We start from the raw sequence: 19355 nt of genomic DNA, 5'->3' as shown, positions 1-19355 counted from the left end.
CTTCTTGGCCTTTACGGCAAACTCGCCTTATGCGGGGGCATGGGCCAAAAGTTGTTCGAACAAAATTCGCGTTCGGTTGCCGACAGCTTGGGCAAGGCGCTGATTCTCACGGTGCTCGTGCAGTTGTTGGCAACCAGCACGGCGCTGGTGCTGCCTCCCATCGCACCGCGCGTTGCTGCGGATTTTGGCGTTGAGGCCTACGTTGTAGGCTATCAGGTGAGCTTGCTTTTCACGGCCGGCGCGTTTGGGTCCGTGCTGTCGGGCGCGCTGATCCGCAGTTGGGGTGCCGTGCGCACTGAACAATTCGGATTGGGTATGTTCGCGCTTGGTCTGCTCGGGCTGGCAACGGCCAATATCTCCGTCGGCGTGATCGCCTCTCTGCTCATCGGCTTTGCCTATGGGTTCCAGAATCCGGCCTCGTCTCAGATCCTGAGCGTCGTTACGCCCCCTGCTCGGCGGAACGTGGTGTTCTCGATCAAGCAGGCGGCGGCACCGCTTGGGGTGGTGCTGGTCAGCATTTCGCTACCCTTGCTGGATTCGGTGATTGGCTGGCGGACGGCGTTCGTCCTGTTGGCGCTATTGCCGAGCGCCCTGCTCGTCATTCTGGCGGGCCATGAGGTGCCGCACACGCCGCCGCAAAACGCGGTGCCGCTGCTGCGCGGCCTGCTGAAAGAGCAGCGACTGATATGGAGGCGCGGCGACCTGCGCGTGCTGACCATCATCGGTTTTCTCTACTCCTCGGTTCAGTTGACGCTCTCCACCTTCGCCGTGTTGATGTTGACGGCGGATTGCGGGTGGAAGCTGATCCCGGCCGCATCGGCCGCGGCGGGCGTGCAGGCCTTTGGCGTGCTGGGCCGGGTGTGCTGGGGCGTGGTGGCGGACCGGCTTGGCTCCGGATTCGGCGTGCTGGCGATCGTGGGCCTCGGCAGCGGCACGGTACTGCTGGCCATGCCCTGGATGGCCGCGTTTCCGGCGTTCGTGCAGATCGGGTTGCTGAGCTTCCTGGGATTTTGCTTGAACGGCTGGAACGGCGTCGCGATGGCGGAGGTGCTCCGCCACGCCGCGCCGGCCGATGTCGGGAGCGTGATGGGCAGTTCTCTCGTCTATGTCTTCGCGGGTGTCATGGTCGGGCCGGCGAGCTTTGCCCTGCTCTATGAAATCGTGGGCAGCTACGGCGGGACCTTCGCATTTGCGAGTGTCGTGTTGCTGATCGGCGGAAGCTTCGCGTTGTTGGTTCGGCCAAAGCTGAAGGGTGGAAGATGAAGATGCAGGGCGAGGCACATCACGCTGAGGCGGCCATCGCGCGGGCGCTGGACGCAGCCGACCGAGTCAATGCCTCGATCAATGCCGTGCTGTGGCTCGACCGCGAGGCCAAGGCCGGCGTGGGTCCGCTCGGCGGCGTGCCGGTTCTGGTGAAGGACTGCATCGACTGGCGGGGACAGCTGACGACGCATGGCTCCGCGGTCTATCGGGATGCGGCGCCGGCGGCCGGGGATGCTGAGGTCGTGCGCCGCCTGCGGGATACGGGCGCGACGCTCATCGGGAAATCGCACCTCAGTGAATTCTGCTTCGGCGCGACCGGGGAAAACGCAACCTTTGGCAACTGCCGCAATCCGTGGGACACCGCGCGCATCACGGGCGGATCGAGCAGCGGATCGGCCGCCGCCGTGGGCGCCGGGATCGTCCCCGCGGCGATCGGCACGGATACTGGCGGCTCCGTGCGTGTGCCTGCCGCACTGTGCGGTGTCGTGGGGCTGCGCCCGACATTGGGGCGCGTTTCGAACCATGACGTGCTCGATGTCAGCACGATCTGCGATGTGGTCGGGCCGTTTGGGGCCACCGTGGCGGATGCGGCAAGGCTGTATGCGGCCATTGCGGGCTATGATGCGCGCGATCCCTTGTCCTTCGCGGACGCGGCGCCGCTGCTGGAAGGAATGGACGGGGGCGTGAAAGGCCTGCGCGTCGGGCTGCCGCGCGCGTTTTTCTTCGAGGACTTGCAGGATTGCGTGGGGCAGGCCGTGGATGACGCCGCGGCGGTGCTGGAACGGCTTGGCTGCACGCTCGTCGATGTGCCGCTGGGCGAGGCCGAGACGCTGCGCACCGGCGGCGCATTCCGGTTCGTGCTCGCCGATGTTGCCGACGCGCGCCGCGATGTGTACCCCGAGCACGCGGACCGGATCGGCGCGGAGGTCCGGCGGCGCATAGAGCTTGGGCATCAGGTGAGCGGCGCCGATTACGCGCACTGCATCCGGCTTCTGCAGCAGTTTCAGCGGACGCTTCGTGACACGTTTGCCGCCGGGGTCGATGTGCTGCTCACGCCGACGACGCCCGTCACCGCGCCGCTTTGGTCCGAGGCTTCGGACATGGTGGCGACGACGCGGCTCGTGGCGCGCAACACCTATGACCTTGGCGCAGCCGGGGTGCCGTCGCTGAGCGTGCCGTGCGGTTTCGATCGGCGGAATCTGCCGATTGGGATGCAGCTCACGGCGCCATGGCGCGCGGAGGCATTGCTGTTCCGCGTGGCGCACGCCTTCGAGACGGCCACGGAGCATCACCGCGCGCGAAGTCCGATCAATCGCATTTAAAAGTTCGAACATTTGTGTTGATTGTGCGCAGCCTTTTCGGCAGTCTCCGCCAGCTTAAGGGGAGGGCTCATGACCGCGTTGCCACTCGACGGCCTGAAAATCATAAGTTTCGAACAGTATGGCGCTGCGCCTTACGCGACGATGTTCCTTGCCGATCTCGGCGCCGACGTGGTGAAGGTGGAGGGTGCGGACGGCGATTATGCGCGCAAGACCGGGCCGCTGACGCTGGGCGAGGCCGACAGCCTCTATTACCAGTGCTTCAACCTCAACAAGCGCAGCCTGATCCTCGATCTCAAAGCCGATACTGACCGGGCGCTGCTGCACCGGCTGGTCGCCGACTCCCACGCGGTCGTGAACAATCTGCGCGGCAGTCTGCCCGCGAAGCTGGGGCTGGATTACGCCGCGCTCTCGGCGGTCAATCCGCGCATCGTCTGCGGCCATATTTCCGCCTATGGACGGACCGGATCGCGCGCCGACTGGCCGGGCTACGATTTCCTGATGCAGGCGGAGGCGGGCTTCATGGCGCTGACCGGCGACCCCGGCAGTCCTCCCACGCGCGTCGGGCTTTCGATGGTCGACTACATGACCGGCATGATGATGGCGTTCGGCCTCGTCAGCGCAATCCGGGGCGCAGAGCGCAGCGGCGTCGGCATGGATGTGGACGTTTCACTGTTCGACGCGGCGCTCCACCAACTCGCCTATCAGGGCACTTGGTATCTGAACGAAGGCGTCATCACGCCGCAGACGCCGCGTTCGGCGCATCCTTCGACCGTTCCGGTGCAGCTCTACAAGACGGCCGACGGATGGCTTTACATCTGCTGCATGAACCAGAAGTTCTGGGAAATCCTCGTCAGGCTGATCGATCGGCCGGAGCTTGGCACGGACCCGCGCTTCGCCGATCTGGCGAGCCGCCGCGAGAACCGTGATCTGCTCACCGATGTGCTGGATGCCGTGTTCATGACCCGGACGCGCGCGGAATGGATGCAGCTCCTGCAAGGCCAGATTCCGGCAGCACCCGTCGAATCGCTGGATGGCGCTATCGACAATCCGTTCGTGGCCGAGGTCGGCATGGTGCAGGACGTGCCGCATCCTGCCGGCCGCACGCTCAGGATGTTTGCAAACCCGCTGCGTTTCGATGGCGCGCGTCTTCCGCAGCGGGCCGCACCCGGGCTGGACGCGGATGGCCCTGCACTGCGCGGGCTATTTGAAGGGACGCAACGTGAAGCTTGAAGGTATCAAGGTCGTCGATCTCAGCATGTTTCTGCCGGGGCCGGTGATGACGCAGATCATGGCCGATCATGGGGCGGACGTCATCCGCATCGAACCGCCGGGCGGCGAGCCGAGCCGCGCCTTCGGGCCTTATGACGCCGAAGGACTTTCGATCTGGTTCAAGAATGCGCATCGCGGCAAACGCAGCATCGTTCTGGATCTGAAGAAGCCTGAGGATTTGGCTGTGCTGCTTCGTCTGGCAGACGAGGCGGACGTCTTCGTTGAGGGTTTTCGCCCCGGCGTGGCCACGAAGCTGGGCATCGATGCGCAGACGCTGTGCGCGCGGAACCCGCGCCTCGTCTATTGTTCGCTCTCCGCGTTCGGGCAGTCCGGTCCGCTCTCCTACAAGGCGAGCCACGACATGGGCGCGCAGGCCTATACCGGCTTTCTGGCGATCAACGACAATGGCGACGGGCGCCCCGTGGTGCCGGGACTGCCGTCCGCCGACATGGGGAGCGCGCTGACGGGGCTCGTCGGGATCCTGATGGCGCTCCACCGCCGCAACGCGACGGGGCGCGGAGACATCGTCGATGCTTCGATGTACGACGCCCTGATGGCGTGGACGGCGCATCTGTCCGGCCCGGTGCTGGGCGGCGGTCTGCCGCCGACCACGCGGACGCACCGGTCAATCGGCGGTTCCGGTTTCTACAATCTCTACGAGACGCGCGACGGCCGCTTCATCGCGCTGACGGGCCGCGAAATGAAGTTCGCAACGTCGCTGCTCACGGCGCTCGGCCGGGAAGAGTTGATCCCGCTTGCGGAGGTTGAACCGGGCCCGGTCCAACAGCAGCTGATCGGCGAGCTTCGGCAGATCTTCAAGACACGCGATTTCGATGACTGGTGCGCGTTCCTGCCGACCGTAGAGGTCAGCTGGGCGCCGGTTCTGGACATGGCGGAAGGCTTCGATCACCCGCATGCCGCGGCCCGGGAGATGCTCGTCGATGACGGAATCGGGGGGCGCGTGGTGGGCACGCCGGTCAAGTTCGCGGATGAGCCTGGCGAGGTGCATTTGCGCGCGCCGACTCTGGACGCAGATGGCGCCGCGATTCGCGCCTCGGGCTGGGCGCGGGGCTGAAGCTCAGTCCTTCAGTTCCAGGCGCATGTTGTAGACAAAATCGCGTGAACGGAAGGTGTTGACCGAAATCAGGTAGATGCCGTTGCCGGCATCGAAATAGCGCCGGATGATCTGGAGCGCGGAGACCCCGATCGGCTCGCCGAGTTTGTTTGCTTCGGCAGGCGTCAGCATCTTGGCGCGGATGTCCTGAGACAGGCCGAATGGCTTGATGCCGTGCTCGCGTTCCAGCCATTCGTAGACGGGCTCGTCGCCGAACTCGACTTCGGGCAGCGTGGCCCGCGACACATCGACATACACACGCACGATGCACAGCGGCATGTTGTGATCGTCGAAGCGCACGCCCTGAATGCTGTGCCATTCGCGCATCTCGTCACAGCCGAGCAGGCGGGCGAGCTGTCCGTCGGCGTTCAGGCGTTCCCGCTCTTCCCAACGCATGTGCGTTGCATGCGCGTAGTGCAGAAGATCGGCGCGCGAACCAACGGCGTGGCGGAACGTCTGGATCGGCGTGTGGCGCAGCACGGTCGTGCCCGCGCCGCGGCGGCGGCTGAGCAGGCCTTCCTCTTCAAGCTGCTGGAGTGCGCCGCGCACGGCGTAGCGGCTGGCGCCGAGCTCGGTGCACAACTGCACCTCTGTGGGGAAGGGCGAGCCGACGGCGAATTCGCCCGAATCGATGCGCTCGCGCAGCTCGGCATAGACCCCTTCGTGTCTTGGGCGTCTTCCGGCGCTTCCTTTGCTCACACCATTCTCCTTCGTCGCCGCAGGCATGGCCCGCGTCAGCAGTTCGTACTTGGCTCGAAAATCAGAAGAATTCAATAAATCAAACCAACCGGATTAAAAGTTCGAACTTTTCCGTTGACCTGCCCGCCACCCTTTGTCAGCTTACGGGCTGCGCGACATGTGCGGCCGCACCCTGGGGAGGGTGCCGGCACGACGAGATCCGTTTTCGCGAGTGGAGGGAGTGGCATGGGGCTTCGGGTTGGAGTGGACGTCGGTGGGACGTTCACGGATATTTTCTTGCTCGATGAAGGGGCCAGCCGGACTTACACGGCCAAGGTGCCGTCGACGCCGTCCGATCCTTCGGAAGCGGTGATTGCCGGGATCGAGAAGGCGTGCCGCGAAAACAGCCTCGACATGGCGAACATCACGCATGTGATGCACGGCACCACGGTCGCGACGAATGCGGTGCTGACCGGCAATGGTGCGGCGGTCGGTCTCATCGTCACCGAAGGCTACCGGCAGGTTCTGCATCTGGCGCGCGGCTTCGTACCCGGTGCGCTTTCGGGGTGGATCAACTTCGTGAAGGGCAAGCCTATGGCGGCCCTGAAGCACACGCTGGAAGTCTCCGAGCGGATCAGTGCCAGCGGCGAAGTCGTTCGCCCGCTCGACGAGGCCCGGCTGCGTGCGGATCTGCAGCGCTTCAAGGGCAGCGGCGTCGGCTCCATCACCATCTCGCTGATGAATTCCTATGTGAATGCCGCGCACGAGAAGCGCGTGGAGGCGATTGTCCGCGAGGAGCTTCCCGACATCTCGATTTCCGTATCTTCCGACACGCTGCCGGAGATGCAGGAGTATGAGCGCGCCATCACCACGGTGGCCAACGCATTCGTGAAGCCGGTGGTGTCGCGCTACGTTTCCAACCTCAAGACCAATCTCGAAGCGCGTACCACCGGCGAAGTGAAGCTGTCGATCCTGCGTTCGGACGGCGGCCTCGCCACGGCGGCATCTGCAGCCGACTTCCCGGTCAACCTGCTGATGTCCGGCCCCGCGGGCGGTGTTGCCGGCGCGATCTGGGTGGCGAAGCAGGCGGGCTTTCCCAACATCATCACCTTCGACATGGGCGGCACGTCCACGGACGTCTGCCTTGTTGAAGGCGGCGAGGCGCAGGTGCGCCGCGAGACGGTGGTGCATGACGTGATCGTTCGCGCGTCTTCGGTGGACGTGCGCACGGTGGGTGCCGGGGGCGGCTCCATCGCAACCGTGCCGGAGCTTACCAAGGCGCTCCGTGTCGGTCCCCAGTCGGCAGGTGCAGTCCCGGGTCCGGCAGCCTACGACAAGGGCGGCACGGAGCCGACCGTTACCGATGCCAACGTCGTGCTCGGCTATCTGCCGGCGGATGCGCGGCTTGGCGGCGACATGACGATCCGCCGCGATCTCGCGCAGCAGGCCGTGCAGAAGGTCGCCGATGCGCTCGGCCTCACGCTGGAGACGGCGGCAGAAGGGATCGTCCGCATCGTCAACGAGAACATGTTCGGCGCACTGCGGCTCGTTTCGGTCGAGCAGGGGTATGACCCGCGCAATTTTTCGCTGATGGCGTTCGGCGGCGCAGGGCCGCTGCATGCGAACGCGCTCGGCCGGCTGTTGCAGGCGTGGCCGGTCATCGTGCCGCGCGGTCCCGGCGTGCTGTGCGCGGTGGGCGACGCGACGACACGCCTGCGCGACGAGGCTGCGCGCACCATGATCCGCCCGGTCGACGGGATCGATGTGGCCGAGCTGCAGGGGCTTCTCGACGAGCTTGAGGAGCGCGTGCGTGCCACGCTCGATGTCGAAGGTATCCCCGAGGACGCACAGGAGATCGTGTATCAGGTGGACCTGCGCTATGCGGGCCAATCGGCGGACATCACGGTTTCGCTGCCGCCTGCCGAGTTTGCGGAACATGGCCTCGCCAAGGCCTCCGAACGGTTCGATCATCTGCACGAGCAGATGTTCAGCTTCAGCCTCGACAAGGCGAAGGAGCTGGTAAACCTGCGCGTCATCGCACAGGGACCGGGCGCGGACGTGGGCCAGAACGCGCTGGCGGAAGGCGACGGCGACCCGGCGCGCGCCGCGGTTCACAGCACGCGCGTCTTCGACAGCGGCGCCTGGCACGAGGCGACGATCTACGACAGGCGCAAACTGCTCGCCGGGGACCGCGTGAACGGACCGGCCATCGTCACCGAGCTTGATTCCACCACGCTCATCCTGCCCGGCAGCCATGCGACGGTCGATGCCGTCGGCAATCTGCTCATCCGCGACGACCGCTGAGAACTGGAGGCACAAGATGGCAAGGATCATCGAAACCAACACTACGCCCTGGCCGACGGCCGATGTCGATCCGGTCACGCTCGATGTCATCGAGAACGCGCTTCAGAACGCGCGCGTTCAGATGGACGCGATATTGTTCCGCACCGCGATCTCGCCGATCATTCGCGAGCAGCGCGACGGCTTCCCGGTGCTGACCAATCGCGAAGGCATGATGCTCGCAGGGCAGTTCGGATCGCCCGTTGATGGATTCGTCGACAATTATGACGGGGAGGTCTCCGAGGGCGACGTCCTCCTCACCAACGATCCCTACGCCTGTCAGGGCGCGATCAGCCATCTGAACGACTGGCTGTTCTGCATGCCGGTGTTCTACGAGGGGCGTCTGCTCGGCTGGACCGCGATGTTCGGGCACATGTCGGATATTTCCGGCATGACGGCGGCCTCGATGCCGGTGACGTCTTCCGATCTGTTGCAGGAAGGCATCGTCATCCCGCCGGTCAAGATCGTGTCCAAGGGCGAATTGCAGAAGGACCTGCTGCGCATGGCGATGCGCAACACGCGTACGCCCGATTGGAACGAGGCCGATTTCTTCGCGATCCTTTCCGCGTGCCGCACGGGCGCGGCGCGCCTTATCGAGATGGCAGACCGCTTCGGGCCGGATGTCCTGTGTTCGGCGCAGGACCAGCTTCTGAAGCGCAACCGCGAGGCGATGCGCGCGCTCATTGTCTCGACGATGCCCGAGAAAAAGGTCGTGTTCGAAGACTGGATCTGCGACGACGCCACCGGCCACGGTCCCTACAAGCTCGGCTGCGAGATGTGGCGCGAAGGCGACAAGCTGATCTTCGACTTCTCGCGCACCGATCCGCAATCGGCGGGCTGTATCAACTTCCTGCTCAATGAGCGGATGTTCAAGATGTTCTGCGGGCAGTTCATGGTGAACGTGTACGATCCGCAGATCGTCCTCAACGACGGCTACATCGATCTCATCGACGTGCGCATCCCGAAGGGCACCCTGCTCAATCCGATTGCGCCGGCGGCGCTCAACGGACGTACGCACGCGCTCGGGCGCATCTTCGATATCATCAGCGGGCTCTTTGGTTCGGCGAACCCGGATTTCCTTGTCGCCGCCGGATTCTCCGACAGCCCGCACTTCATGTATTCGGGCTTCAACAAGAGCAATGACTGGTTCCTGCTGTTTCAGATCGGCTTCGGCGGCATTCCCGGCAAGCCGGGCGGCGACGGGCCGGACGGGCACTCGCTGTGGCCGAAATTCCGCAACGTGCCGAACGAATATATCGAGGCCTATTTCCCGATCCGCATCGACCGCTTCGAATCGCTGATAGACACCGGCGGCGCCGGCAAGCATCGCGGCGGCAACGGCGTTCGCACCGAATATGTGTTCGACGTGGAGGGCGAAATCTCCATCCACGACGACCGCTGGCTCACCTATCCGTGGGGCGTGAAGGGCGGACAGCCGGGCAAGCGCAGCCGCAAGTTGCTGGTGCGCGCGGACGGCGAGGAGAAAATCCTGCCGTCGAAGATCGATCATATCTTCGTGCAGCCCGGTGACCGTCTGATCTTCGACACCTGGGGTGGCGGCGGCTGGGGCGATCCGCTGGAACGCGATACCGCGGCCGTCGCCTACGACGTGGAGGCCGGACTCGTCAGCCCGGAAGGCGCGCGGCGTTATGGCGTGGTCATTTCCGATGACGGCGTCGTTGACGATGCAGCAACAGAGGCACTTCGCGCGGAGATGCGCAAGACCCGGCCGCAGGTGAATGCGTTCGAGTTCGGTCCTTCGATCGCGGAACTGCGCGCCAGCTGCTTCGAGGAAACCGGCCTCCAGCCGCCGGTCGATCCCGTCGCCTCGCCGATCGCCACCGCATGGTTCAGCAAGCGCGGCGAGCCCGTGCCGATGCCGCAACGCCTTATTGCGGCGGAGTGAAACATGAGCGGCTTTTCCGCAGCCGGCTACGGCGACCAGGGCAATATCGGGTTCGGCCGACAGCCGGCCGTTCTGGTCGTCGATTTCCAGCGGGCGTTCACCGATAGCACCTATCCGATGGGCCGCTCCGGCCATGTCGATCAGGCCGTGGAGAATACGGCGCGCCTGCTGAAGGTCGCTCGCGCGCACAATGTGCCGGTCGCCACGTGCAGTGTCGGGTGGAACAGCCCGCGCGATATGGCGCACTGGAAGGTCAGCTCCGTCTACAAGGACATGTTCTACGGTGACGCCGGCATGGAACTTGATCCGCGCATCGCCGATCCGTCCGACTTTCATTTCATCAAGGGCGCCCCGTCGATCTTCTTCGGCACGCCACTGCAGACCTTCCTGACGCGGCAGGGCGTGGACACGGTGATCGTGACGGGTTGCACGACGAGCGGCTGCGTGCGTGCATCGATCGTCGACGCGTTCTCATATGGATACCGGGTGATGGTGCCGGAACCCTGCTGCGGCGATCAGGAGATCAGCGCGCATCAGGCGAACCTTGCCGACGTCGGGCGACGCTACGCCGATGTTCTGGGCCTCGAAGAGGTCATCCAAGCGATCAGTGGAAAGCGTAACGATGCCTGAACTGAAGCGCCCCGACGGCGCAGTGATCCATTACGAAGTCGTCGGTGAAGGCGATCCGGTTCTCTGCCTCGGCGGCTGGGGCACGTTCTGCCACGGCAACGGCGCGGGTCTGCCGTTCGGACTCACTGACCGCTACAGCGTGATCCTGATGGATTATCGCGGGCTTGCGGAGTCCACGGACAATCTGGACACGCCGATCTCCATGCGCGTCTATGCCGAGGACGCGATTGCGGTGCTCGATGCGCTGGGGCTGAAAAACGTCCACCTGCTCGGCATGGTCGGCATCGGTGCGTGCGTTTGCCAGCAGATCGCCATCATGCGGCCCGATCTTGCGCGGACGCTGGTGAACACCGGCGCGTGGGCGACGATGGACCCGCTGCTGGCGGATCAGTTGCGACTGTTTCTGGACATTCACCGCGATGCCGGCTGGGCGACATTCCAGCGGCTCGTGTGCGCCTATTCGTTCAGCGCGGACTATTACAACGCCAATGCGGGTCGCCTCATCGGGCCGCAGGGGCCGTGGCGCGAATTGCAGGGCAAGATCGACACGCACGCACGCTTCATCGATGCGAGCATCGACTACGATGTGATCGAAGATCTGAAGCAGGTGCAGACCCCCGCACTCATCATGCACGCGCCGCTCGACACCATAACGGGTCCGCGCACGACGAAGCCTATCGAGGAGGCGCTGCCCAACGCAAACGGGTTCGTGATGGAAGGCGCGGCGCACGTGCTTGCCGGCAAGGACCAGCGCAGCCGCTTCTCGCAGCGCCTGTTCGAATTCTTCGCGCAGCATTGATCGATGGACCGCGCCGCCTCCTGCCTTCTGTTCGTTCCGGGAAACCGGCCGGAGCGCTTTGAAAAGGCGCTGGCGACGGGTGCGGAGCTGGTTTGCATTGATCTTGAAGATGCCGTGCCGCCTGCCGCGAAGGACGAGACGCGCGCAACCGTGATCGCGGCGCTCCCCGACCTGCCACGCGAGCGTATCGCCGTGCGCGTGAACGGTATGCGCACGGAGGCGGGGCTGCGCGATCTGCTGGCGCTGAAGGATGCCGGGCCTCTGCCCCTGCTGCTTGTCCCGATGGTGGAAAGCGCGGGCGAGCTTGCGCCACTGCAAGCCGTCGGCGCGCCCGCAATCATCCCGCTGATCGAAACCGCGAAAGGACTCGCTGCGGCAGTGGAGATCGCGGCGGCGGAGGCTGTGGTGGCGATGATGTTCGGCGGCGGCGATCTCTCCGCCGAACTCGGCGTCGCGCTGGAATGGGAACCGCTCGCGGCGGCGCGCGGGCAGTTCATCCTCGCCTGCGCGCGGGCCCGCGTTCCCGCGATCGATGTGCCGTTCATCCATATCGCCGATCCGGAAGGACTTGCCGAAGAGGTCCGCCGCGCAAAGAGCCTCGGCTTTTCCGCGAAGGCCGCGATCCATCCGGCGCAAGTCGAGATCATTCAGGGCGTGCTGCGTCCGCAGCCGTCCGACATCGAAGAAGCGCGCGCCGCGCTTCAGGCGTTCGCCGAGGCCGGCGGGCAGGCTGTCATGTTCAAAGGCCGGATGCTGGAGGCGCCATTCATGCGCCGACTGGAGCGTCTCGCCGCATTTGGAGAAAGCCGTAATGCGTAAGGGTGTCATCGAGGTTGCGCCGGGCCGGTTCCGGGAAACCTTCGGCCGTTATTTCGAAGAGTTCGAGGTTGGGCACATCTATGAGCACCGGCCCGGTCGGACGATCACCGATACGGACAACGTGTGGTTCACGCTGCTGACGATGAACACGCATCCGGCGCATTTCGATTACGAATATGCGAAAAAGACGGAATTCGAAAAGCCGCTCGTGTGTTCGCCGCTCACGGTCGCGCTTCTTGTCGGCATGAGCGTCAGCGACGTTTCGCAGAAAGCCGTGGCCAATCTCGGCTGGACGGATATCCGCCTCTCACATCCGTTGTTCTGTGGCGACACGCTCTATGGCGAAAGCGAGGTGCTGAGCAAGCGCGAGTCCGCCTCCCGGCCGCAGCAAGGCATCGTCACCGTAAGGACGACGGGCAAGAACCAGCACGGCGACATCGTCTGCACGTTCGAACGTTCGATCCTCGTGTGGAAGCAGGGCTTCGGCCCGGCTGACGATTAAGGGCAAAGCACATGACATCCGCAAACGCCGCCCGCACGATCGACCCCGAAGAAGAGGCCGTTCTGCTGCATTCGATCGATCGCTGGATCGACAAAGAGGTGCGCCCCGTGGTGATGCACCACGATCACAACGATCTGTGGCCGGCAGAACTGGTCGCCCAGATGGCGGAAATGGGCCTGTTTGGTGCCACCATCTCTCAGGACTACGGCGGTCTCGGCCTTCCAGCGACCACGTACTCGAAGGTCGTTTCGAAGATCGCGTCATACTGGATGGCGATCACCGGCATTTTCAATTCGCACCTGATGCTGGCAGCCGCCGTCGAGCGTTTCGGGACGGCGGAGCAGAAGGCAGAATGGCTGCCGAAGTTCGCGAGCGGAGAAATACGCGGGGGCCTCGCGCTCACCGAGCCCAATGCAGGGACGGACCTGCAGGCGATCCGTACGACCGCGGTACGCGACGGCGACGACTATGTGATCAACGGCACGAAGACGTGGATATCGAACGGCATCCACGGAAGCTGCTTCGCGCTTCTCGTGAAGACCGACCCGAAAGCGGAGCCGCGCTATAAAGGCATGAGCCTTTTCATCGCGCCGAAAATCGCCGGGTTCGAGGTCGGCAAGAAGATCAAGAAGCTCGGTTATAACGCCATCGATAGCGCCGAGCTTATTTTCGACAATTACCGGCTTCCCGCCGCGAACCTGATCGGCGGCGTGGAGGGCAACGGCTTCTTTCAGGCAACGGGCGGGCTTGAGCTTGGTCGCATCAATGTTGCTTCGCGCGGCGTCGGGCTTGCCGAAGGCGCGCTGCGGCTCGCCACCGATTATGCGACGGTTCGCCAGACAATGGGAAAACCGATCTGCGAGCATCAGGCGATCCAGCTGAAGATCGGCGAGATGGTGACGCGCGCGAAAGCTGCGCGGCTGCTCACCCAGGACGCCGCCGAAGCCTACGACCGCGGCGAGCGCTGCGACATGGAGGCGGGAATGGCGAAGTATTTCGCTTCTGAAGCCGCGGTGCGGAACTCCGAGGAGGCGATGCGGATCTTCGGGGGCTACGGCTATTCGAAGGAATACGAGATCGAACGTTATTACCGGGATTCGCTGCTGATGTGCATCGGCGAGGGAACGAACGAAATGCAGCGGATCATCATCTCCAAACAATGGGTCAAACGGCATTCCGCGTAGAGATTTCAGGAACAGGATCAATCCGCAAGCGAGCGTTCAGGGCAACAGCATTGGAAAGGGACAAGGGGGATACCATGACGAAATCCGAACTTAGACTTGCAACGTGTCTTACGACCGCTTTTGCGATCGTGCTTTCGCTTCCCGCGCCGTCTTACGCGCAGGAACAGGCCAGCGAGACCGCCGAACCCGTCGGTGGCGAAATCGTGGTGACGGCACGCCGGTTCGACGAAAAACTGCAGGACGTTCCTGCGGCGGTTTCAGTGCTGACAGCGGAAGCCATTGAGAACACGGGCGCTCGTGTCGCAGCCGATTTCGTGCAGTTGACGCCCGGTGTTACCATCGTCACCGGCAATGTCGAGGCGGCCGATACGCAGATCAATATTCGCGGTATCAATGGCGCGCGCGATGCGGAAAGCAACGTCGCGCTGGTCGTTGATGGTGTCCAGAAATCGAATACGTCGTCGCTGAACCAGGATCAGGGTTCGGTACAGCAGATCGAAGTGCTGAAGGGCCCGCAGGGCGCGCTTTACGGGCGCAATGCCGCGGCGGGTGCCGTCATCATCACCACCAAGAAGCCGGGCACGGAACTGGAAGGCAGTGCACGCGTCAGCTACGGAAACAACGATACGGTGGAAGCCGCGGCGCTGATCGCGGGGCCGCTCAGCGACACCGTGGGTTTCGTCATCAACGGCGACTACGGGCGGGGGGACGGCTATTTCCGCAACAGCTTCCTGCCGAGCGATATCAACAAGACGCTCTATCCGGGCAACAGCACCAAAGCCGCCTCGATGGACAATTACGAGCGCTGGAATGTGAACGGCCGCCTCGTCTTCACGCCTAGCGACGACACGGAAATCGATCTGAAGGCGCGCTATGGCAAGGTGCGCAGCGGTGCGATCGCGTTCAACGCGGCGTTCCAGATTCCGGCGCTGGAAGGCGCCGACAAGGTGTTCAACATCGACATCAACGATCACAAGTTCATCTTCACGCCGAACATCGATCCTCTGAACACGCAGAAGACCATAGAGGCGTCGGCGCGCCTCACGCAGTCGCTGGGTGCGGTCGATCTGATCGGCTATGTCGCGTACAGCAACATCAAGAACGACTTTTATGCCGATGGCACGAGCGGCGCCTTCGGCTTCTTCGCGAACGAATCCACCTGCGCCGCGACCTCGGCCGGCACTGTGCCGGTTGTCAATCAGGCGCCGTTCGATGAAGCCTATCTGGGAGGCGCGTTCGTCGGGGCGCAGCCCTATTCGCCGGCATCGTGCGACGGCACGCAGTACCAGCGCCGCAATCAGGAGGATTTCAGCGCGGAGCTTCGTCTGGTCGGCGAAACGGATTCGCTGCGCTGGCAGCTCGGCGGCTATTTCCTCACGCTCGATCGGCGGACCTGCATCAATCTTGGTCTCGATACGGGGCAGGGCGTGGTTCGCGAATGTTACACGACCGATCCGAGGAATCCCACCGAAGCGCTGGTCGACGACAATTTCAAGACCAAGGTCTACGCGGCGTTCGGTTCGGTCGATTATGACGTGAGCGAAGCGTTCAAGGTCGGCCTTGCGCTCCGCTACGATATCGAGGATCGCAGCACGAGCAACAGCGTGCCGACCGGGCGGCTCACCCGCTGGGTGGGCAACGTGCTTACGGGCAACCCGAACGGGACGGCGACGACGCCCGCGAACTACTATCTGAACCCCGGCCTTGACCCCGCGTACAACCCGAGCGGCATCCTTGCCGACCGGAGCCAGACCTACAAGCAGCTGCAGCCCAAGGTTACGCTCAGCTACAAGGTCAGCCCCGACCTTTCGCTGTTCGCGAACTGGGGTATCGGCTTCAAGTCGGGCGGCTTCAACAACGGCGGTTCGCAGGCCGTTATCGACAACTTCTTCAACGCCGCGATCTCTTCGGGCCTGTCGATCTTCGACGATTACCGCAAGGAACGCTCGAGTGCGTTCGAGGCCGGTATCAAGGGTAAGGCGCTGGATGGGCGCCTGACGTTTGATTTCGCGGGCTATCACACGACCGTGAAGGACATGCAGTTCTTCGAGTTCTTCGTGGGGCCGTTCGGACTGCTGCGTGTCGTCTCCAACATCGACAAGGTGGAGCTGTACGGCGCCGAGGGTTCGGCAAGCTTCCGCCTGATCGACGGCTGGTCGCTGTTCGGTTCGTTCAACGTGACCGACAGCAAGATCAAGCGCAACGACGCGCGGCCGTACACGGAGGGCAACAAGTCTCCCTATACGGCGGATTACACGCTGAACATCGGAAGCCAGATCGATGCTCCCCTCAGCGACGCGCTGTCGCTGCTGGTGCGCGCCGACTACCGCATTACCGGCAAGACCTGGTTCCACACCGTGCAGGACAATACCGTGCCCACCATCTTCGGGCTCGCGGCGAACTTCAAGAATTCGCAGCGTGATCCCTATGGTATCTTCAACCTGCGCGTCGGCGTGAAATCGGATAGCTGGACGGTGAGCGCCTTTGCCGAAAACATGTTCAACAAGAATTACGTGGCGGAGGTTATTCCCGCACCGGAATTTGGCGGCGACTTCCTGACCGCCGGCATCCGTCGCAGCTATGGCGTGGAACTAGCTTACAAGTTCTGATCCTGGCGACTGTAAGAAAATTGGAAGCCTTCCGGATCGGCGGATGCTGATCCGGAAGCTCCAGAGGAGTTGATGATGGCGTCTGGGGCGTTGCAGGGGCTGCGGCTTGTCGAGATGGGGCAACTTATCGCCGGGCCCTTCTGCGGACAGTTGATGGCCGATCACGGTGCCGAGGTGATCAAGATCGAGGCGCCGCGCGAGGGTGATCCGATGCGCGAGTGGGGACGGAACAAGCCGGTCTGGTGGCCCGTCGTCGCGCGCAACAAGAAGAGCATTACGCTCAACCTTCGCGATCCGCGCGGTCAGGATATCGTGCGGCGCCTTGTGGAGAAGTCGGACTTCCTGCTCGAGAATTTCCGTACCGGCACAATGGAGAAGTGGAACCTCGGCTACGATCAGCTGTCGGCCATCAATCCGGGGCTGATCATGATCCGCGTGACCGGCTTCGGGCAGACCGGCCCCTATGCGCGGCGCGCCGGCTATGGCTCGATCGGCGAGGCGATGGGCGGCATCCGAAACCTCGCGGGTGATCCTTCAACGCCGCCAAGCCGCGTGGGTCTGTCGATAGGAGACTCGCTGGCTGCCACATTCGCCTGCCTCGGCGCGCTGATGGCCTTGCAGCACCGGCATCGCACGGGGCACGGACAGGTGGTCGATTCCGCGATTTATGAAGCGGTGCTGGCCATGATGGAATCGACGATTCCCGAGTATACCGAAGCCGGTTTCACGCGGGAACGGACAGGCGCGACGCTGCCCAAGGTCGCACCTTCGAACGTTTACTCCACGTCGGATGGCGAAATTCTGATCGCCGCAAATCAGGACAGCGTCTGGAAACGCATGGCGGAAGCGATGGGGCATCCGCAGCTTGGAAGCGACCCGCGCTTCGCCACGCATCATGCGCGCGGCGAGCATCAGGTCGAACTGGACGACATGATCAGCGCCTGGACGAAATCATGGCCCAGCGCCGATCTTCTGGCGCACCTGGAGACGCACGGCGTGCCGGCGGGGAAGATCTACAAGGCGCCCGATATGCTGGAAGATCCGCATTTCAAGGCGCGCGAAGCCATTATCAAGGTGCAGCATCCGCACTTTCAGAACCTGTGGATGCAGAACGTCTTTCCCAAGCTTTCCGAAACGCCGGGAGAGGTTGCGTGGGCGGGGCCGGAGCTTGGCCAGCACAACGAGGAGATTTACGGCGATATTCTGGGGATGAGCCGGCAGCAGATGAACAGCCTGCAGGACGAAGGCGTTATTTGAAGAAAGGGCGTTCTCGGCGGCCGACGTCCATCCGGCCTTCGTGGAAATAGGTGGAGCATGGACGCCGGTAGATGACCGATGTCCGATTTCACTCTATTTTAGAGGGGCTTGCGAGAAAATGTAGGCCGCCGCGGGAGGGCTTCTGGTGCCGGGTGTCGGACTCGAACCGACGACCTACCGCTTACAAGGCGGTTGCTCTACCAGCTGAGCTAACCCGGCGCGCCGCGCTCTATTGCTTTGCGCGCGGCTGCAAATCAAGCGTTTCAGCGTTCCGGGAGGGGTTCGCCTGGTGCAGCAGCGGCGATGGCGAGGGCGTGGATGCGCTCCATGAGATCGCCGAGCGCGGCGTAGACGGCGCGTTGGCGCTGCACGCGGCTTTTGCCTGCGAAGGCTTCCGAGACGATGCTGACGGTGAAGTGGCTCTCGCCGGTACCGTCGTGACCGGCGTGGCCGCGGTGGCGGTCGCTGTCGTTGCGGACCTCGAGGTGGGTAGGCTGGAGTGCCGCGAGGCGGCGTTCGATTTCGGCGCTGATCGTGGTCATGCCGCCTCTATACAGCAATGCGCTGGCGTGTCAGCCGGTCAGGCGACGACGGCGCGGCGTTTCCAGAACCAGACCGCGAAGATCAGGATCGCGACCGGGACCGCGATGCCGAACTCGTCGATCACATAAGGCGTCACCTCGCCGCGGGGGCCGGTGAGGGGGGTAAACACGCGCTGGATGAAGAGGTTGTGGCTGGCGTGCAGGATCGCGGCGGGCCAGAGGCTGCCAGACTTCAGTCGCAGCCAGGCCGCGATCAGCGAGACGCCGAGCACGAGCATCATGAAGCAGGGGATGGTGACCCACAATTCGGTCTTCGCGTTATAGCCGCCGAGCAGGATGAGCGGCATGTGCCACAGGCCCCAGATGAGGCCGACGATGAGCACGCTCGGCATGAACCCGGTAAGTTCGGCCATGCGGGGCGCAAGGAAGCCGCGCCAGCCGATCTCCTCGCCGAGCGCGGTCGCGAGCGAAATCGCCATGCCTGCTGAGGCCATCAGGAGCGCGTAGCCGATGACGACGAGCGCCGGGTGCGCGTCCTTCCAGCCGAGGAAGGTGCGGAGCTGCTTGATGTTCTCCGCGTCGGCAAAGCCGCCGAGGCCGAGGATCCACACCGCGGCATAGGCAAGGCCCGCGTAGCCGAGGGGAACGAGATAGGCGGTGAGGTTCCAGCGGTGCTCCCCCCATCCCCAGCCGAGCGACGAGAGATCGAGGCGGCGGAAGCGGACGGTGAGGAGCGCGGCGATCGCGGGGGACCACATGAGGCCGGTGACATAGGGCATGAAGGCGGGGGAGGGCTGGAGGGTCACCAGCGGGACGTAAAAGATACAACTGATACTGAGCGTCAGTGCCAGGAAGAATAGAATATCGCCGACGCGTTTTCGCTGTTCCATGTGCCGCTCCCCCAAGCCGATGGGAGAACGTATGGCGGGCCGTGGTTTTCTCAAAGGAGAATTTTCTCTGATCGGGAGTGGGGCTGCCATTGCCGCCGCACCTTCCTATATAGGCAAAAACCAGACTCAGGACCGACCCGATCACCGCCCCCCGCAAACCTCGTGAACGCTTCCACGGCCGCATCGCCGCGCCGGAACCGCCTCTGTGCGCGGAGCCCGGCTGCGACCAGC

16 protein-coding genes and 1 tRNA gene are annotated in these 19355 nt (G+C 63.8%); 13 read left to right on the top strand and 4 right to left on the bottom strand.

The features are described from left to right. Positions 1-39: 39 nt before the first annotated feature. From H2052_RS11410 to H2052_RS11395, 4 genes are all read left to right on the top strand, one after another. Entirely contained in the window at positions 40-1263 is a 1224-nt protein-coding gene (locus H2052_RS11410; RefSeq protein ID WP_293781705.1) for an MFS transporter, read from the top strand. Then, complete coding sequence (locus H2052_RS11405; protein WP_293781703.1) at positions 1260-2585, top strand: amidase; 1326 nt, start codon at positions 1260-1262, stop codon at positions 2583-2585. The genes H2052_RS11410 and H2052_RS11405 overlap by 4 nt, the downstream gene beginning before the upstream one ends. A 69-nt stretch (positions 2586-2654) precedes the next feature. Continuing rightward, on the top strand, positions 2655-3815 hold the full coding sequence (locus tag H2052_RS11400) for a CoA transferase (RefSeq protein WP_293781701.1): 1161 nt from the start codon (positions 2655-2657) through the stop codon (positions 3813-3815). Beyond that, positions 3805-4929, top strand: a complete 1125-nt coding sequence (locus tag H2052_RS11395) for a CoA transferase (protein WP_293781699.1) — start codon at positions 3805-3807, stop codon at positions 4927-4929. Before H2052_RS11400 ends, H2052_RS11395 begins: the two co-directional genes overlap by 11 nt. A gap of 3 nt (positions 4930-4932) precedes the next feature. On the opposite strand, the gene H2052_RS11390 is transcribed toward H2052_RS11395, so the two are convergent. Then, positions 4933-5667 carry a GntR family transcriptional regulator gene (locus H2052_RS11390; RefSeq protein WP_293781697.1) on the bottom strand — a complete coding sequence of 245 codons (735 nt, stop codon included), beginning with the start codon at positions 5665-5667 and terminating at the stop codon, positions 4933-4935. A 225-nt stretch (positions 5668-5892) separates the two neighbouring features. On the opposite strand from H2052_RS11390, the gene H2052_RS11385 reads away from it, so the two are divergent. The 9 genes from H2052_RS11385 (at position 5893) to H2052_RS11345 (ending at position 17692) form a co-directional block, all read left to right on the top strand. Beyond that, on the top strand, positions 5893-7950 hold the full coding sequence (locus H2052_RS11385) for a hydantoinase/oxoprolinase family protein (RefSeq protein WP_293781695.1): 2058 nt from the start codon (positions 5893-5895) through the stop codon (positions 7948-7950). A gap of 16 nt (positions 7951-7966) precedes the next feature. Then, positions 7967-9892 (top strand): hydantoinase B/oxoprolinase family protein, encoded by a 1926-nt coding sequence (locus tag H2052_RS11380; protein ID WP_293781693.1) that lies wholly within the window; start codon positions 7967-7969, stop codon positions 9890-9892. Positions 9893-9895: 3 nt separating this feature from the next. Next, complete coding sequence (locus H2052_RS11375; protein ID WP_293781691.1) at positions 9896-10522, top strand: isochorismatase family protein; 627 nt, start codon at positions 9896-9898, stop codon at positions 10520-10522. Continuing rightward, positions 10515-11321, top strand: a complete 807-nt coding sequence (locus H2052_RS11370) for an alpha/beta hydrolase (protein ID WP_293781689.1) — start codon at positions 10515-10517, stop codon at positions 11319-11321. The genes H2052_RS11375 and H2052_RS11370 overlap by 8 nt, the downstream gene beginning before the upstream one ends. Before the next feature lie 3 nt (positions 11322-11324). Then, a complete protein-coding gene (locus H2052_RS11365; RefSeq protein ID WP_293781687.1) occupies positions 11325-12140 on the top strand; it encodes a CoA ester lyase in 816 nt (271 codons plus the stop codon). Next, positions 12133-12642: a MaoC family dehydratase gene (locus H2052_RS11360; protein WP_293781685.1), complete on the top strand. Its 510-nt coding sequence runs from the start codon at positions 12133-12135 to the stop codon at positions 12640-12642. The genes H2052_RS11365 and H2052_RS11360 overlap by 8 nt, the downstream gene beginning before the upstream one ends. Before the next feature lie 11 nt (positions 12643-12653). After that, positions 12654-13826, top strand: coding sequence for an acyl-CoA dehydrogenase family protein (locus H2052_RS11355; RefSeq protein WP_293781683.1), 1173 nt, complete (start codon positions 12654-12656; stop codon positions 13824-13826). A 74-nt stretch (positions 13827-13900) separates the two neighbouring features. Beyond that, positions 13901-16435 (top strand): TonB-dependent receptor, encoded by a 2535-nt coding sequence (locus H2052_RS11350; RefSeq protein WP_293781681.1) that lies wholly within the window; start codon positions 13901-13903, stop codon positions 16433-16435. Positions 16436-16510: 75 nt separating this feature from the next. Then, positions 16511-17692 carry a CoA transferase gene (locus H2052_RS11345; RefSeq protein ID WP_366484471.1) on the top strand — a complete coding sequence of 394 codons (1182 nt, stop codon included), beginning with the start codon at positions 16511-16513 and terminating at the stop codon, positions 17690-17692. A gap of 143 nt (positions 17693-17835) precedes the next feature. Here H2052_RS11345 and H2052_RS11340 read toward each other — a convergent pair. From H2052_RS11340 to H2052_RS11330, 3 genes are all read right to left on the bottom strand, one after another. Further along, positions 17836-17911, bottom strand: a tRNA-Thr gene (locus H2052_RS11340). A 44-nt stretch (positions 17912-17955) separates the two neighbouring features. Continuing rightward, positions 17956-18234 (bottom strand): BolA family protein, encoded by a 279-nt coding sequence (locus H2052_RS11335; protein ID WP_293781677.1) that lies wholly within the window; start codon positions 18232-18234, stop codon positions 17956-17958. Between the two features lie 38 nt (positions 18235-18272). Next, on the bottom strand, positions 18273-19124 hold the full coding sequence (locus H2052_RS11330; protein WP_293781675.1) for a type II CAAX endopeptidase family protein: 852 nt from the start codon (positions 19122-19124) through the stop codon (positions 18273-18275). Positions 19125-19355: the final 231 nt, after the last annotated feature.

It is taken from the genome of Sphingosinicella sp., from assembly GCF_013911755.1.
Taxonomy (GTDB): domain Bacteria; phylum Pseudomonadota; class Alphaproteobacteria; order Sphingomonadales; family Sphingomonadaceae; genus Sphingosinicella.
Note: the sequence above shows the minus strand (reverse complement) of the source record. Positions and strands in the feature narration are given on the sequence as shown.

Coding starts and splice junctions, on each gene's coding strand:
- H2052_RS11375 (WP_293781691.1), top strand. CDS start 9,896: ATGAGCGGCTTTTCCGCAGCCGGCTACGGCGACCAGGGCAATATCGGG.
- H2052_RS11335 (WP_293781677.1), bottom strand. CDS start 18,234: ATGACCACGATCAGCGCCGAAATCGAACGCCGCCTCGCGGCACTCCAG.
- H2052_RS11365 (WP_293781687.1), top strand. CDS start 11,325: ATGGACCGCGCCGCCTCCTGCCTTCTGTTCGTTCCGGGAAACCGGCCG.
- H2052_RS11370 (WP_293781689.1), top strand. CDS start 10,515: ATGCCTGAACTGAAGCGCCCCGACGGCGCAGTGATCCATTACGAAGTC.
- H2052_RS11380 (WP_293781693.1), top strand. CDS start 7,967: ATGGCAAGGATCATCGAAACCAACACTACGCCCTGGCCGACGGCCGAT.
- H2052_RS11385 (WP_293781695.1), top strand. CDS start 5,893: ATGGGGCTTCGGGTTGGAGTGGACGTCGGTGGGACGTTCACGGATATT.
- H2052_RS11355 (WP_293781683.1), top strand. CDS start 12,654: ATGACATCCGCAAACGCCGCCCGCACGATCGACCCCGAAGAAGAGGCC.
- H2052_RS11360 (WP_293781685.1), top strand. CDS start 12,133: ATGCGTAAGGGTGTCATCGAGGTTGCGCCGGGCCGGTTCCGGGAAACC.
- H2052_RS11410 (WP_293781705.1), top strand. CDS start 40: ATGGGCCAAAAGTTGTTCGAACAAAATTCGCGTTCGGTTGCCGACAGC.
- H2052_RS11330 (WP_293781675.1), bottom strand. CDS start 19,124: ATGGAACAGCGAAAACGCGTCGGCGATATTCTATTCTTCCTGGCACTG.
- H2052_RS11345 (WP_366484471.1), top strand. CDS start 16,511: ATGGCGTCTGGGGCGTTGCAGGGGCTGCGGCTTGTCGAGATGGGGCAA.
- H2052_RS11350 (WP_293781681.1), top strand. CDS start 13,901: ATGACGAAATCCGAACTTAGACTTGCAACGTGTCTTACGACCGCTTTT.
- H2052_RS11400 (WP_293781701.1), top strand. CDS start 2,655: ATGACCGCGTTGCCACTCGACGGCCTGAAAATCATAAGTTTCGAACAG.
- H2052_RS11405 (WP_293781703.1), top strand. CDS start 1,260: ATGAAGATGCAGGGCGAGGCACATCACGCTGAGGCGGCCATCGCGCGG.